At 41.1% G+C, this 15,588-nt stretch carries 13 protein-coding genes; all 13 read right to left on the bottom strand.

All coding sequences use genetic code 11. The features are described from left to right. Positions 1 to 523, bottom strand: a 523-nt coding sequence (locus tag ACYQ5K_RS16330; RefSeq protein ID WP_459778012.1) for a hypothetical protein, incomplete at its 3' end; no start/stop codon positions are given. 147 nt (positions 524 to 670) lie between these two features. Beyond that, positions 671 to 1,633 carry a glycosyltransferase family 2 protein gene (locus tag ACYQ5K_RS16325; protein ID WP_118199104.1) on the bottom strand — a complete coding sequence of 321 codons (963 nt, stop codon included), beginning with the start codon at positions 1,631 to 1,633 and terminating at the stop codon, positions 671 to 673. Positions 1,634 to 1,830: 197 nt separating this feature from the next. After that, the gene (locus ACYQ5K_RS16320) at positions 1,831 to 5,661 is read right to left on the bottom strand and encodes an N-acetylmuramoyl-L-alanine amidase (protein WP_459778010.1); all 3,831 of its coding nucleotides are present in this window, start codon (positions 5,659 to 5,661) and stop codon (positions 1,831 to 1,833) included. Between the two features lie 17 nt (positions 5,662 to 5,678). Continuing rightward, complete coding sequence (locus ACYQ5K_RS16315; RefSeq protein ID WP_195230708.1) at positions 5,679 to 6,284, bottom strand: hypothetical protein; 606 nt, start codon at positions 6,282 to 6,284, stop codon at positions 5,679 to 5,681. Between the two features lie 225 nt (positions 6,285 to 6,509). Next, positions 6,510 to 7,421: a nucleotidyltransferase family protein gene (locus ACYQ5K_RS16310; RefSeq protein WP_459778009.1), complete on the bottom strand. Its 912-nt coding sequence runs from the start codon at positions 7,419 to 7,421 to the stop codon at positions 6,510 to 6,512. A gap of 31 nt (positions 7,422 to 7,452) precedes the next feature. Continuing rightward, positions 7,453 to 7,716, bottom strand: coding sequence for an HPr family phosphocarrier protein (locus ACYQ5K_RS16305; protein WP_459778007.1), 264 nt, complete (start codon positions 7,714 to 7,716; stop codon positions 7,453 to 7,455). Beyond that, entirely contained in the window at positions 7,706 to 8,905 is a 1,200-nt protein-coding gene (locus ACYQ5K_RS16300) for a CdaR family protein (RefSeq protein WP_459778006.1), read from the bottom strand. The genes ACYQ5K_RS16305 and ACYQ5K_RS16300 overlap by 11 nt, the downstream gene beginning before the upstream one ends. 58 nt (positions 8,906 to 8,963) lie before the next feature. Then, entirely contained in the window at positions 8,964 to 9,851 is an 888-nt protein-coding gene (cdaA, locus tag ACYQ5K_RS16295; RefSeq protein WP_195230714.1) for a diadenylate cyclase CdaA, read from the bottom strand. 54 nt (positions 9,852 to 9,905) lie between these two features. Continuing rightward, positions 9,906 to 11,072 carry a hypothetical protein gene (locus ACYQ5K_RS16290; RefSeq protein ID WP_459778005.1) on the bottom strand — a complete coding sequence of 389 codons (1,167 nt, stop codon included), beginning with the start codon at positions 11,070 to 11,072 and terminating at the stop codon, positions 9,906 to 9,908. Further along, entirely contained in the window at positions 11,072 to 11,467 is a 396-nt protein-coding gene (locus ACYQ5K_RS16285; RefSeq protein ID WP_173687625.1) for a hypothetical protein, read from the bottom strand. Before ACYQ5K_RS16285 ends, ACYQ5K_RS16290 begins: the two co-directional genes overlap by 1 nt. A 54-nt stretch (positions 11,468 to 11,521) precedes the next feature. After that, positions 11,522 to 12,262 carry a ComF family protein gene (locus ACYQ5K_RS16280; RefSeq protein ID WP_459778004.1) on the bottom strand — a complete coding sequence of 247 codons (741 nt, stop codon included), beginning with the start codon at positions 12,260 to 12,262 and terminating at the stop codon, positions 11,522 to 11,524. Between the two features lie 37 nt (positions 12,263 to 12,299). Next, the gene (recD2, locus tag ACYQ5K_RS16275) at positions 12,300 to 14,522 is read right to left on the bottom strand and encodes an SF1B family DNA helicase RecD2 (protein WP_459778002.1); all 2,223 of its coding nucleotides are present in this window, start codon (positions 14,520 to 14,522) and stop codon (positions 12,300 to 12,302) included. A 61-nt stretch (positions 14,523 to 14,583) separates the two neighbouring features. Continuing rightward, positions 14,584 to 15,573, bottom strand: a complete 990-nt coding sequence (mreB, locus tag ACYQ5K_RS16270; RefSeq protein ID WP_055157310.1) for a rod shape-determining protein — start codon at positions 15,571 to 15,573, stop codon at positions 14,584 to 14,586. Between the last annotated feature and the right edge of the window lie 15 nt (positions 15,574 to 15,588).

Below are 15,588 nucleotides of genomic sequence, written 5' to 3'. Positions count from 1 at the left end.
GGCTATATATTATCTTAAATACTAAAATAATTCCTGATTGAAATGGGTATTGATTCAAATATCCACCCTTAAGAAAATCTGCTTTATCATACGTTTCTGAAAAAAGATTAGCTGCTATTGCTGAACAAAATCCTTGATCTGCTCTAGGTGTCAATTGCGTACAAACAACCCATCCTATTCCTAATATGCAATGCATGCAGATTAAAAGTTTATATATGTCTATTTTTTTCCCATATTGAGATTTATATTTAATAATTTTATTGTTCCTTTTCAAAACAATATATATTTTATACATAACTATCATTCCTATTATGATAATCACATACTTAAAAATATTATCTTTATTGTAAAAAGTAAATTCCCATAAAGTGTCCGTATCACATAACTTGCAAGTATATACAATTGAAGCTATCGATAATATAAATAATATTATTCCTAATACAATTTTTATAATATCTCCCGCAATATTCACAATAAGTTTTCTAAAATTATAGACTTTTCTTTTATTTTCAACCCTTTCCATAAATGATTCCTCCAATATTTATCACAGCATACGCCTTATGTAATATAACATGTTTCACATAATATCGCAATATTTCCACTACTCAAGTCTACATTTAAGTAAATTCTTATTGTCTCTTAACGGAAAAGGATTTTTCAACATACATATTTAATCCTGAACATCATCTGTAGTTTCACTAATAATATATCTTGGTCTTGCCTTTGTTTCCAAATATATTTTCCCAATATATTCCCCAATAACACCAAGCGAAAGTAACTGAATTCCTCCGAGAAACGCTACTATGCAAACCATACTTGCCCAGCCAGCAACCGTATTTCCCATAACCTGCATAATAATTGCCCATATAATAGCACAAAATCCAAGACATGAAATAATTGTTCCAGCTGCTGTAATCATTCGGATAGGTTTAATGCTCAAACTGGTAATACCATCAAATGCAAGTGCCAACATTTTTTTCAACGGATAATGACTTTCACCCGCAATTCGTTCATGCCGTTCATAATATACTGAAGTACTGTTAAAACCAACTAACGGAATCAATCCACGTAAGAAGATATTTACTTCTTTAAAATCAGAAAATGCATCTAATACTTTTGAAGAAATCAGTCTGTAATCTGCATGATTAAATACAACTTCTGCTCCCATCCAATTTAGCAAATGATAAAAAGATTCTGCTGTAAATCGCTTAAAAAATGTGTCTGTTTCTCTCTTGCTTCGTACTCCGTAAACAACTTCAGCCCCTGCCATATATGCATCTACCATCGCATCCATTGCATTAATATCATCCTGTCCATCGCAATCAATCGAAATTGTAATATCCGCTGCTTCTTTAGCTGTCATCAATCCAGCCAGAACAGCATTTTGGTGTCCACGATTTCTGCTCTGTGCAATCCCTTTATAATGATATTCTTCCTTTGATAATTTTTTAATTAATTCCCATGTACCATCTTTGCTTCCATCATTAACAAATAAAATACGGCTTTCATCAAGAATCTTTCCTTCATTGACTAACTGATGAATTTTTTCCAAAAAAAGCGGCGCTGTAATAGGTAACACTTCTTCTTCATTGTAGCAAGGAATAACAATATATAAAATTGGTACTTTTCTCATTATTTTTATCCTTTCAATCTTACTGTAATTACTCAACTATTCTAACACTTTGAGGTATATTTTACAATCTTCTGCTGATACCCTAAAAATAAATTTTTATACTTTTTAGTTCAATTATCTAGAAAAACCCTTTGAAATCCCGATTTTCACCAAGATTCCAAAGAGCTTCTTCATTTTTCACCTTTTACAATATGTACTTACTTTTCAAGCTGGTTCATTAATTTAATAATCCCCTGGCCATACTCTACTCCTGTTGCCCAACCAGCTCCTATCGGATTTTCATGGGTGCCAAGCCATTCCACGTATTTTGCTGAGCCTTTGTTTACTAAACGAAATCTAGGATCAACACATGTATATTTTAAATCTTTCTCTGTTAAACCTGAAACTGCATATGCTTTAAGATGCTGAATCTGAGCTCTGACGCCCATTCTTACACCATTCTCTCCATATTTACTAAAATCAGCTCCGGAAGCTCCGTTATCAGTAGCTCCTAAACCAGCGAAATTGAACTGTTCTATTTTCACCTGTCCGCCAAATTGTAACCATCCTGTTTCCTTCATACTCTGGCACCATGCAACCGCTGGATCTACACCTTCCGCTGTTGCTTCTTCATAATAAATACTGGCAAATTTTTCTATACTTTCCGCTCCACCTTTTTTTAATTTTTCAGTTGGATACGTTTCGCCTGTATTTTTATAAAACTGTACCATCTGCGTCACATTTGTGGTAGATGTATTTACAATCAGATGGCTTGCTTCTTGCTGTTTTTCTACTCTTTTACCTGTATTATCATAATAATGTCCATTTATGGTAGTATTTTTTACCATTGCACCTGTCACAGCATCAAAATAATAATAGTAATTTCCTATTTTCTGTTCTTTATAGAGCATTTTTCCATCCGTTCCATAATATACAGTTTTTCCCGGCAAATTATAGAATCCCGTCGCCATCTTTCCAGTTATCGTATCAAAATAGTACCATGCATCACTGATCTTCTGTTCTCCATACTGCATGACACCACTTCCATTATAGTACACAGTCTTTCCTGGTAACTGGACGAATCCCTTCTGCATGACTCCATTCTTATCAAAATAATACCATCTTCCGTTTTCACAATATTCGCCGATCTTACTTTGTCCATTACTTTGATAATACCTTGTTTTTCCGTTTACTGTCTTCCATCCAGAATACATGCTTCCAAATACTGTATCAAAATAATAATAGTAATTCCCTATTTTTTGTTCTCCATACTGCATAACTCCGTTTTCATTATAGTATACAGTCTTTTCTGGTAACTGGACGAATCCCTTTTGCATGATTCCATTTTTATCAAAGTAATACCATTTCCCATTTTCGCAGTATTCACCTGTTTTTCCCTGACCATTACTTTGATAATATCTTGTTTTTCCGTTTACCGTCTTCCATCCAGAATACATGCTTCCAAATACTGTATCAAAATAATAATAGTAATTCCCTATTTTTTGTTCTCCATAAAGCATTTTTCCATTGCTTCCGTAATATACCCACTTTTCAGGTAACTCACAAAAGCCAGTTGCCATCTTTCCGGTTATCATATCAAAATAGTACCATGCATCATTTATCTTCTGTTCTCCATACTCCATGACTCCGTTTTCATTATAGTATACAGTTTTTTCTGGCAAATCAACAAATCCGGTCTGCATAATTCCATTCTTGTCAAAATAATACCATTTATCATCAATCTTGTACTCTCCTATTGTACAACATCCATTTTCCTGGTAATATCTTGATTTTTTATTAACTGTTTTCCATCCTACATACATACTTCCAAATGTAGGATCAAAATAATAGTAACAATTGCCTATTTTCTGTTCTCCATAAAGCATCTTCCCATCTGCTCCATAGTAAACTACTTTTCCTGGTAAATCATAAAATCCTGTAATCATTTTACCAGTAGAAGTATCAAAAAAATACCATGCATCATTGATCCTTTGTTCTCCGAAACGTTTCTTTCCGTCGGTTCCGTAGTAGTATATTTTTCCCGAAAGATTATAGAAACCAGTTACTCTCGCACCCGTAATTGTATCAAAACAATACCAGGCATTATTTATCTTCTGTTCTCCATAGCGCATCTTTCCATCTGCCCCATAGTAAACAATTCTTCCCGAAAGATTATAAAAACCAGTTACTCTCGCACCCGTAATTGTATCAAAACAATACCAGGCATTATTTATCTTCTGTTCTCCATAGCGCATTTGCCCATCTGATCCATAATAGACCGTCTTACCCGGTAAATTGTAGAACCCAGTAATTCTTGCACCCGTAATTGTATCGAAATAATACCATGCATTATTTATCTTCTGTTCTCCATAAAGCATCTGTCCATCTGAATTATAATAAACCGTCTTACTTCCCAGATTCACAAATCCAGTCTGCATTACTCCATTTCCATCAAAATAATACCAGTGACCACCAATTTGTCTTTCTCCTGTCACTCTCTGATTATTCACATAGCAATATTTCTTTCCATTTACGGTTTTCCATTCTACTTTTTCTTTCGATAATCCAAGATAATTTGCAATTCCAGTCGCATCCGCAACACCTAATCTTTTTAGTCCAGCCTCTGTATTTAAGACATTATTCACATCACCACTATTCGTGATAAACGCATGTTCAACAATAATACCAGGAATTCCATTGTACTTATTAGCGACCTGTACTGTAAACCAATCTTCAAGTGAACCATCTGGATACTTGTACTCCGGCTCTGTTCCTGTCTTATAATACAGTCCTCTGTTATACAAACCAAGTGAAGTCAGTTCACTCAAAATCTTTGACGCAAGCTCTCTTCCCTGTGCACCTACATCTGATTTCCAGTTATAGTTTGGAATAATAACTTCTGCCCCATAAGCCGCTGTTGTAGCTGCCGCATTCAAATGAAAACTCACAAAAATCTTTGCACCTGCTTTGGCTGCTGCATTTGCTCTTGCGGTAATACAACCTCCTGCCGGCGTTTCATTTGGATACGGGCAAGCTGAAGAAGTTCTTGTCATGTATACTTCTACACCATAATACTGCTCCAGTTCTGCTTTACAATAATTTGCAATTTTCAGTGTAAGTGCTTCCTCTCGCAAACCATTTGCTGATGCCCCGGCATCCCTGTCATCATGTCCCGGATCCAGTGCCACAACAATCTTGCCTGATCTTGCAGCCTGGGTACTGATTCCAGAATCATCATCAAGCGACATCATCGCCGGGGTTGATGCAAGGACATCTGTCCGTGCTGCATCAAGTGCATCCTCGATACTGTTCTGCTCTTCAATGGTTCCGTCTTCATTCAATGTAGAAACGGATATACCAACCGCATCCTCAGATTCTGCTTCTTCCTGCTCTTCATCAATCGGCTGCAATTCATCGATTCCATCATACTCCTGATTCACACCGAATTTTGCTTCCATTCCAAGATCAGCAAGTGCATAGTCTGTAGTTTCTCCATTTTCTGTTACACTGATGGAAACAACTTCATAGGTTCCACTCTGATACTCATCTTCGTAATACTTTTCAAACAGATACAGATTTCCTTCCGATCTACTGATACACCAGTCTTCCCAGGTATCATCATCTTTTCGTACATGAAGTACCATCTGCGCTATGTACTCGTCTTCTGTTCCCCAGGATACAACAATTCGCTGTGTCTCCGGTGTCTGCAGATATGGACTTTCCACGTAAGCATAATTCATGCTGCTTTCTTCTGGTTGGGCTTCCTGTTCTGTCGTTTCCTGCTCTGGCGCTTCCTGCTCCTGAACATCCTGTTCCCCTTCAACATTTTCATCAACTGATTGTTGTTCTTCTGAAGTTTGTTCCTGCTGCTGTGGTTCTTCTACCTGTGATTCTTCTGCCTGTACTTCAGACTTCTGCTCTTCTGTCTGGTCCTCTGTTGTCGTCTGTGTTTTTGCAGCTGGCGCATCCGCCGCATATACCGGCATTGTTGTACCAATCATTGAAAAGACCAGCAATGCCACACTGCATTTTTTCAACCAGTTCTTCATTATACACTCCTCTTCTCTTACTCATCTGCTGTCATGTATCCTTTGAGTACGGTATGTCCGGTCTCTAATGGCTGACCGTTTTCCGTAATCTTAAGTCGTTCACATTCGTACGTTTTCAGGAAAGACTTTTTAATACATGTGAGTATTTGTTCTTCTCCTGTCGTCCCCATGCTTCTGATGTAAGAACCAGTTCCGGAATCTACATCAAGATCGATCGTTTTCTGTTCCTGATCAACGTTGCAGCCGTTCATCTTACATTCACTGCTAAGAACGCCTTCCCCTATTAAGCCGTTCCAGATATCGGTTGTCTGAAGCAGATTTGTTCTGATCTCTGCGCATTCGATTTCTTCACTGTCGGATATATAATATAATTTCAGAATCTGATCCTGAGCCTCGTGATCTCCGCTGTCTTCTGCCTTGCTGTCATTTTCTTCCACCTGCTCATCCTTTTGTTCTGTTTTGTCCTGCGTTGGTTCTGTCTTTTCCTGACTGGTATCTTGCTTTTCCTCTTGCTTTGCATTTTGCATCGTATCCGTTACTTCTTTTGAAGTATCTGTACCACTGCATCCCAAGAGCATAACACTGAGACTCAATGCCATTACAAATACCAATATTTTTCTCATCTCACACCTCCTTTCTTAATCTTATCTATTATACAATAGTTCACAATTTTTGTCTATTTTCGACACGAAATAATTTCCCGAAAATGGATATTTATTAAAAAGCAGGAATTTGTCTCCACACTTTTTCAACGAACATTTTGTTTTATGTCATATTTCCCTTCAAAATCATCAAGGCAAGCTCCATAGTCTCATCCCATGTTGCTTGCCTTCTTAATCTCACAATATTTACTTCTCCGGATACAATCCCTTTTCCACCAGCGCCTTCACTTCATTGACAACCAGTTCTTTATCCTCTTTATAAGTCACTCCAAACCACTTATCATGTGATTTCAGCACTTTTACTTCTACTTTTCCTTCTTTCAGAAGATCTCCGATAATCGTCGGAAGCAAATATTCTCCCTTCAGATTGCCCTCTTCCTGTGCAGCAACAAACTCTGCAAATCCTTTTTCAAGGATTTCAAAGAATTCCGGCTTAAGTCCCCACATATTCATGGAAACCGGTGTGTCTGCATCGATCGGTGTCTCTTTTCCATCTGTTGCAACTGCTGCACCTGCCTGTGTCTTGATGATATTGGATGTCTCCACAATTTCCGTAAGCATCTGATTCGCATCAACCTTGCACACGCCACGGGTTACTCCGCCATTTTCACTTAATGTGTTCTTCAGTACGAATCCCACCATGCTGATCTGCATTTTATCTGCCTGATTTTCCGGTGTTGTCAGTTCTTTGAATGCTTCCACATAAGCTTCTTTTCCATAATAATCATCCGCATTGATTACCAGGAATGGTTCATTCACCACATCCTTACAACATAGAATTGCCTGACCGGTTCCCCATGGTTTCGTTCTTTCTGCAAATTTTTCTTTAAATGCTTCCGGAATATCATCAACTTCCTGGAATGCATATGCAACTTCAATCTTCTTTTCGATCCGGTTGCCGATGATCTCACGGAAGTCCTTTTCCAGATCCTTTCGGATAACAAATACCACTTTGTCAAATCCGGCTTCCATTGCATCATAGATCGAATAGTCCATGATAATTTCACCATTTGGTCCTACCGGCTCCAGCTGCTTGATTCCGCCTCCAAAGCGGCTGCCAATTCCTGCTGCCATAACAACTAATGTAGCTTTGCTCATCTTTTCTGTACCTCCTGATTCGCTTTTCTTACTATTCTCCAATCCCACTCTCCACCAGTTCTACCATCGCTTCAAGTGCCTTCTCTTCATCTTTTCCTTCACACACGATCTCAATCGTATCTCCGGACTTAATGCATGCACCAAGCACGCTCAGAACACTTTTCGCGTTTCCTTCCGTATCCCGGTAATGAAAAGTGATCTTACTTTCATATTCCAGTGCCTTCTTGCAGAAAAGTCCAGCCGGTCTCAAATGCAATCCCGTCGGATTTTTGATCGTTACCTTTTTACTGATCATTTTCTCCTCCACTGCTCTTTGTCAATGTGATCTGTACATTGATCGTATCTTCAAGTTCAATTCCGTCAGGAAGTGTAACCTGGATCGGAACATTATAGGTTCCCGCTGTCTTGCAATCGTTCAGATTGATTGACACGCTTCCTTTTTCAAGAGTAAAATCATCCAGATCCTCTTTAGAACCACGCACAACAATTTCCAGATTGCCCTGTTCTGCATATGACACCTTGTAATCTTTTGGTGCATTCAGCAGCGCAATGGAATTGTATGGAAATTCGACTGTCTTAGTTCCGAATTTCTCTACCTGGATCTTTATAACGATCGGTACGCCTCCTGCGCTGTCCTGGTCTGTCTTTGCCCAGTACGGAAGATAATTGGCGATATCTACTGTCTTCTCTATTGTCTGGTCCAGACCATCTTCTGCCAGCTCTTCTGCCGGAATTTCAATAGAATCCACCGTTTCCAGCTGCTCCTCTGTGCCTACGATCTGAATGCTTTCCGGCTGGATCGTGATCCCACTGAAATGATATCCGCTGGCAGTGCCAATCATCGAAGTATCAAATTCTACCGGAATACTCTTTGTCTGAAGCATGGTTATCTGAACTTTCAGTCCTTCATCTCCCAGATTATTTTCAATCTGTGTTGAATCTATGATCTTTCCATTGTTATCATAAAGGATTAACTCTGCTTCTTTTTCCTCATCTTTAGACTGTCCAGAAACATCTACAAGTGCTACCACCTTATCGATCGAATCGATTACTGATTCCGGTCCGCTGATCTTGATCTTCTCCGGATTTGCTTTCAACTCACCCACCTGATATCCGTCTCTCGGTGTTCCCGAGCTGGTTGCAGTGATCGGGAAAGTCTCTGATTTTCCAAGTTCAATGCTTACTCGCAGATTGATCGGGTTGGCAGTCGCCTCAAACCTTCCTGCATAAGAAGGGATCGATATATCGATCGGGATCAGGGATCTGGTTCTGACATCCAGATTCTTCATATCCGCTGTTGCCCTGATATCATCAGTTTTAATTTTATTTAAAATAGAACGTTTTGCCTTTACCGTTACGGATACCATCCTGCTGTCATCCAGAATCTGATATGTATTGCCCGGATTGGTTACGATTTCCGGATGTGTCACTGTCACCTGGATTCCGGAAAATATCCGTTCGTCCACCGGATCTTCAATATTCATAACAATTATCCATAAAAGGACAGAGAATACAAATGCCAGCAACTTAAGGCCCCAGTTTTTAGTCAACGCCTTTTTCATGCGATCTCCATCCTTTCCATATTTTTTTCAAACGTCCGATCTCCGCACTCTTCTTACTGATAGATTCCAGACGTTTTTTCAAATATTCCGGTGTGACATTGCGCACAAGCTGTCCGCCCATCGCTACAGATACATACCCGGTCTCTTCTGATACGGTGATGATCAGAGCATCACTCACCTCACTCATTCCGACTGCTGCACGATGTCTGGTCCCCAGTTCCTTACTGATTCCCATATTGTCCGACAGTGGAAGATAGCAGGTCGCTGATACGATCCTGTCTCCACGGACGATGATCGCGCCATCATGAAGTGGTGTATTGTGTTCAAAAATATTGATCAGTATCTGCGGTGATACAATACAGTCCAGTGCGATTCCGGTACTCTCGTATTCTGTCAGCATGATTGCCTGCTCTACGACGATAAGAGCTCCTGTCTTCACGGCTCCCATCGCAAAGGATGCTTCTACGATTCCATCGATCGTTTTCTGACTGAAACGTACATTATCTTTTCCTCTTTTATCCAGTGCTACCATATTAGGAACAAACTGTTTTTCCCCCAGTTTTTCCAATGCTCTTCTGAGCTCAGGCTGGAAAATGATCACAACTGCGGTTGCCATGACCGGAAGTGAATTCTGTGCAATCCACAAAATCGTATACATTTTAAAAAATGCAGCCACCAGGATAAACAATGCAACAACCAGAATCCCCCGCAAAAGCATCCAGGCTTTTGTATTCTTTATCCAGAGAATAATCTGATAGAATAAAAATGTAATAATCAGTATCTCAACAGCATCTACTACCCGGATCTGCGGGAAGTACCACGATTCTGATACAAATCTTTTTAAAACCTGTGTTAATACTGTATTCAACAGTGTACCCCCTTTCTATCCGTTATTTATACCCCTGTTTTTTATAATATTTCCCTATTTGTTATCGCTATTCAGTTCATTTTCCACAATGCTCTGAATGTCCAGTTCTTCCTTCAGACTCTGTGCAAGAAGGATTTCATCTGTATTGCCCCCGACTCTCGTCGGCCGCTGAACTGCCGGACTCTTTGGCCGTCTTACCTTAGAAGCCGTTTTTGTTTTGCATACTGCCGGTTTTTCCGTCTGCCCGTTCTTCGACCTCGGTCTTCTCTCCGGCTCTGCTCCCGCAATCTCACCAGTCTCTTTCCGCTCATTGATATGTTTGACCGTCTTCTCCGGAGCTGTCACCGAAATCTTAGGGATGGCTTTTACATAATAGTAATATTCATCATCCTCAAACTGAAGGCGTTCTGTTCTGGAATAATCCACTGAGAACAGGAAAAATTCCATGATAAAGCCTATCACGACTGCTGCAATATTTCCAATGATCAGCATGTTGTAAGAGGTATGTATATCAAATGCAATATCTCCGATCACAATTACAACAATATTCACAACCGCACCGGATGCTGCCGCGATCTTCCACGCATGATCTACCGAAAGCCGGCGCACTGTATATACCACAAAAATGGAGATAATAAATGCGATCGCAGTGATCCATAGAGTCTTATCCTGGAATACCGCCTTCACAAAAAGCGAAATCTGCCTGGTAATTCCATCCGCACTGGTAATCGCTGTTGCCGAAGTTCTCACGCATTCGATCATATAGTAAATGATCGTTCCAAATACAACCGGTACTGCTGAAATCGGTCCAAGTACAAGCGCACAGGCAACCGGCACTACATACGGAATATGAAGCATAAATGCTACTGGTGTGACCAGCAGAAGAAGTGCCTTTTTGGGAGTAAATCTGCAGTAAAAGATAAACATTACCACAAAGATCAGTGCCGCCGCTGCTGCCACTCCCATAGACAGTTTGAACAGATGCACGATTACAAGTCCTGCCGCCACATACGCCGTTACAACCGGTGGAAGAAAGGTGCAGATCACTGCCAGCGCCACCGCTACAACCGGTGTTGCCACTGCTTTCATCAGTCCGATATTCTGGTTGATCATAAGAAATGTGACCAGTGCCAGAATAAACTGCACAGCTTTATCAATATAGATTGATTTCGTCGCGTATAATTCCTGTAATTTGTCTCTCCATACTATCAGATCATTCATTATCGTTTCTCCCTTTCATACATTCTGTTCAGTCTTGTAAGATCGTGATTGAATTGTTTCACACGCTTTCTTGCTTTTTCATGTTTGGTTCCGTAAAAATGGGAAGCAACGATTCCATAAAAAATAACAAGTACCAGATATCCAATTATTACAGCTGCCGCAAGCATCACAAGAAACTGCATATTCAGATTTTCCATCAGTTCATCCAGAAAAGCAATCACTCCGATTCCCACTGCAACAGCGTAGCCGACCGTGACCCATATGATCGTAGCAATGGTGTGAAAGCTCCGGTAATCTTTTTTATAATAGGAACTGATCTTAAAATCTTCCTCTCCCTGTTTGCTTTCGTACATCGCCATCCTTGTCATCAGCTTAACTTTGCTTTCATTTAACATTTTGTCACCTCATACGTTTTATTCGTATATGCATTACTTTCAGTATAACAAATATCAGATTCCTTGTCCAATACTTACCGTCAAAAAGTATACATTTTCGGCTCCTGCCTTTTTCAGCACTCTCGCCGCCTCATCTAAGGTACTTCCTGTCGTATAAATGTCGTCGATCAGAACGATATTTTCTCCTTTTACATTTTTCTGCACAGCAAATGCTCCCCTGATATTTCGTTTTCTCCCTTTATCGCCCAGCTCTTTCTGAGGACTGGTCGCCTTAATCCTCTTAACAGCACCTGCATCCATGGCAATTCCGGTATTTTCTGATAATACCTTTGCTACAATTTCTGCCTGATTAAATCCCCGCTTTCTTTTCCGCCGGGAATGCAGCGGAACCGGCACGATCAAGGTGATCTTTCTTTCCCATAGATAAGAAAGAAAATGCTCTGCCATTTCTTTTCCGAACGTTTGTCCATAAATCCTCCGGTTCTGATATTTCATTGCATAAACTGCATTTTCCACTGCATCTTTATGCACCCAGAGGCTTCTGCCATCGACAAAAAAATGCTTCTGTCTGGTGCAGTCATAGCAATATTCTTCTGCCGGATCTGTCAAGGGCTTTCCACAGCACATGCATCTTACTTCACCAATATAAGGAAGTTTTTCACGGCACGCCTTGCAGATTCCATTGTGTTCCGTAGAATGTTTCTTTCCTGCACTTACAATTTCTCCGCAAAACGGACATTTCGCGGGATAAATTAGTTCCAGAATTGTTTCTTTGACCTTTTTTAAGTTTTCCATTCGCTTTTCGGATTTGATTTTCTACATTTTAGTGTAACTATCCGCAGAATTCCCGGATCCGTTCTGCCAGACTGGTATTCCGGTTGTGTTCATTGGTATTCCGGATCATCTCCTGGAAGGTCTGGTCACTCCCAACAATTGTCACACATTTTCTGGCTCTTGTGATCGCCGTATAAAGAAGATTCCTGTGAAACAGCTGTCTCGGTCCGCTCAGAAGCGGGATGACAACCGCCGGATATTCGCTTCCCTGCGACTTGTGAATGGTGATCGCATAGGCGAGCTCCAGTTCTTCCAGCAATTCAAACGGATACTTTACTTTTCTCTTTTCATCGTATTCAACTTCCAGTGTTTCAGTATATGTATTGATCTCGGTAACAATTCCCATATCGCCATTAAAAATCCCCATCCCTTTATCCACCGTCAGTCCATACTTGGTTGTGATCTCCCATTCAAGCTGATAGTTATTCTTGATCTGCATCACCTTGTCGCCCACGCGGAATTTGTGATCGCCATATTCTTTTTCCGCTTTTCCCGGCTCCGGTGGATTCAAATACTCCTGCAAAATACTGTTCAGCCTTTCCACTCCCAGCAGTCCTTTCCGCATCGGTGTGAGTACCTGGATATCATATGGTTTTGCATTGACATATTTGGGAAGCTTCTTCTGGATCAGTGTCAGCAGAACACTAATGATCACATTCGGATCCTGTCTTTTCAAAAAGAAGAAATCCCGGCTCTTATTATCCAAAAGGACCGGTTCTCCCCGGTTGATCTTATGTGCATTTACCACAATATCACTCTCCTGTGCCTGTCGGAAAATCCGGGTCAGCATGACAACCGGAAAACATTCCGATGCGATGAGATCCTTCAAAATACTTCCCGGGCCTACTGATGGAAGCTGGTTACAGTCCCCTACCAGGATCAGCCTTGTCCCCGGTACAATTGCGGTAAGAAGTGCATTCATCAGAGGCAGGTCTACCATAGACATTTCATCGATGATGATCACGTCGGTTTCCAGTGGATTATCTGCATTTCTTGCAAATCCGTTCCGGTTCGGGTTCTCATCCTCCTCCGGATTACCGTTCACCTCCAGAAGCCGGTGGATCGTCTGCGCTTCCCATCCGGTTGCCTCTGTCATTCTTTTTGCGGCACGCCCGGTTGGTGCTGCCAGCATAATTTCCATATTCTCACTGTGAAAATATTCGATCATGGCATTGATCGTCGTCGTTTTTCCGGTTCCAGGACCTCCTGTGAGAATCATAATTCCATTCCGCACAGCCGCCATAACCGCATTTTCCTGCTTCTCGTCAAGCTGCATTTCGGCTTCTTTTTCAATCTGATGGATCTTTTTTTCGATCACTACATTGGCTTCTTCATATTCCAGATTCAGATCATGCAGCATTTTCGCGGTATTGAGTTCCAGATAATAGAAGTGGGACACGTATACCCGCAGACCTTCTTCAGATTCTTTGAGTACGATCTTCTTTTCCATCGACAGATCCATCAGGTATTTCTCAATATCCTTAATCTCCACTTCCAGAAGTGCAGATGCCCGACGAAGCAACACGTCCTTTGTCAGATAGACATGCCCTTCGGCAACACTCTGCTGTAAGGTATAAAAAATACCACTCCGGATACGGAAATCCGAGTCTGAATGAATGCCGATCTTCGTTGCGATTTCATCAGCGATCTTAAATCCGATCCCCTGAATCTGATCTGCAAGCTGGTATGGATTTCCTTCCAATACCTGATAGGTCTTCGGACCGTAAAACTGATAAATCTTTGCTGCAAGTGTCGTCGAAATCCCAAATTTCTGAAGATAGATCATTGCCTTCCGCATATCTTTTTTCTCTTCTACCTGTACAGCGATCTCTCTTGCCATACGTTCGCTGATCCCACGCACCTCCGCAAGTCTTTCTGGTTCTTCTTCGATGATCCGGAAGGTGTCTTCCCTGAATTTTTTCACAATCCTGCCGGCAAGAGATGCACCAACCCCTTTGATCGCCCCTGATCCCAGATAGCGTTCAATCGAAAGCAGATCTTCCGGTGCTTTGATCTCATAATTCAGCACTCGGAGCTGTGTTCCATATACACTGTGAACCACATATTCTCCGTTCACCTCAACCAGCTCTCCCTCTGATAAATAGTTAAAGTTTCCGACACAGGTCAGATCGCCATCATCATTATTCAAATTAAATACGGTATATCCATTGTCTTCATTGCGAAATACAATGTGTTCTACGTAACCTTTTACTGTTTCCATACTTTTTTCCTTTTTAAAAAGGCTGTCTCTCTACAGAAACAGCCTTCTCATGTGCTTATCACTAGAAATCTTTTTTTCCGTTCATAAACTCCACATACTGACCGGTACCGATTGCAACAACCTTCATCGGGTCTTCCGCTGTCATCGTATTGATGCCTGTCCTTTCTTCGATCAGTTCTTCCAGCCCGCGAAGCAGCGCACCTCCACCTGTCAGTACAATTCCACGATCCAGAATATCCGCGGAAAGTTCCGGCGGTGTTCTCTCCAGAACCCCAATGACCGCTTCGACGATCTGACTTGTAGTCTCATGCAGTGCTTCTTCGGTCTCAGAAGCCGTTACCGTGACCGTCTTTGGCAATCCTGTTACCAGGTTTCGTCCCCTTACTTCCATTGATTCATCTTCTACAAGAGGATATGTCGTTCCGATCTTGATCTTGATATCTTCTGCTGTCCTGTCTCCGATCAGCAGATTGTGCTTTTTCCGGACATAACGAACGATTGCTTCATCAAAATCATCACCTGCAACTTTTAATGATGTATTCACAACAGTTCCTCCAAGGGAAATCACCGCAATGTCGGATGTACCACCACCGATATCCACGATCATGTTGCCGCATGGTTTTGAAATATCTATTCCGGCTCCGATTGCCGCCGCAACCGGTTCCTCAATCAAATGTACTTCCCGCGCACCGGCTGCAAAAGCAGCCTCTTCTACCGCCTTTTTTTCAACCTCTGTAACACCGCTTGGCACACAGATACTGATATTCGGCTTCTTAAATGTACGCTTTCCCAGTGCTTTCTGAACAAAATATTTGATCATTTTTTCTGTGACAATGTAATCGGAAATAACGCCCTGTCTGAGAGGTCTTACCGCAACAATGTTCCCCGGTGTCCTTCCAAGCATCAGCCTTGCTTCTTCACCGATTGCTTTTATCATATTGGTATCTCTGTCAAAGGCAACGACTGAAGGTTCTTTCAGTACAACTCCCTTTCCTTTCACATAAACGAGGATACTTGCTGTTCCTAAATCAATTCCTAAATCTATTGACATCACGATTCCCCTTTC

It is taken from the genome of Allocoprococcus similis (assembly GCF_054660775.1).
Note: the sequence above shows the minus strand (reverse complement) of the source record. Positions and strands in the feature narration are given on the sequence as shown.

Excerpts from the sequence above, each read along its gene's own strand:
- ACYQ5K_RS16325 (WP_118199104.1), bottom strand. The coding sequence starts at position 1,633 with ATGAGAAAAGTACCAATTTTATATATTGTTATTCCTTGCTACAATGAA.
- ACYQ5K_RS16320 (WP_459778010.1), bottom strand. The coding sequence starts at position 5,661 with ATGAAGAACTGGTTGAAAAAATGCAGTGTGGCATTGCTGGTCTTTTCA.
- ACYQ5K_RS16315 (WP_195230708.1), bottom strand. The coding sequence starts at position 6,284 with ATGAGAAAAATATTGGTATTTGTAATGGCATTGAGTCTCAGTGTTATG.
- ACYQ5K_RS16310 (WP_459778009.1), bottom strand. The coding sequence starts at position 7,421 with ATGAGCAAAGCTACATTAGTTGTTATGGCAGCAGGAATTGGCAGCCGC.
- ACYQ5K_RS16305 (WP_459778007.1), bottom strand. The coding sequence starts at position 7,716 with ATGATCAGTAAAAAGGTAACGATCAAAAATCCGACGGGATTGCATTTG.
- ACYQ5K_RS16300 (WP_459778006.1), bottom strand. The coding sequence starts at position 8,905 with ATGAATATTGAAGATCCGGTGGACGAACGGATATTTTCCGGAATCCAG.
- ACYQ5K_RS16290 (WP_459778005.1), bottom strand. The coding sequence starts at position 11,072 with ATGAATGATCTGATAGTATGGAGAGACAAATTACAGGAATTATACGCG.
- ACYQ5K_RS16285 (WP_173687625.1), bottom strand. The coding sequence starts at position 11,467 with ATGTTAAATGAAAGCAAAGTTAAGCTGATGACAAGGATGGCGATGTAC.
- ACYQ5K_RS16280 (WP_459778004.1), bottom strand. The coding sequence starts at position 12,262 with ATGGAAAACTTAAAAAAGGTCAAAGAAACAATTCTGGAACTAATTTAT.
- recD2 (WP_459778002.1), bottom strand. The coding sequence starts at position 14,522 with ATGGAAACAGTAAAAGGTTACGTAGAACACATTGTATTTCGCAATGAA.
- mreB (WP_055157310.1), bottom strand. The coding sequence starts at position 15,573 with ATGTCAATAGATTTAGGAATTGATTTAGGAACAGCAAGTATCCTCGTT.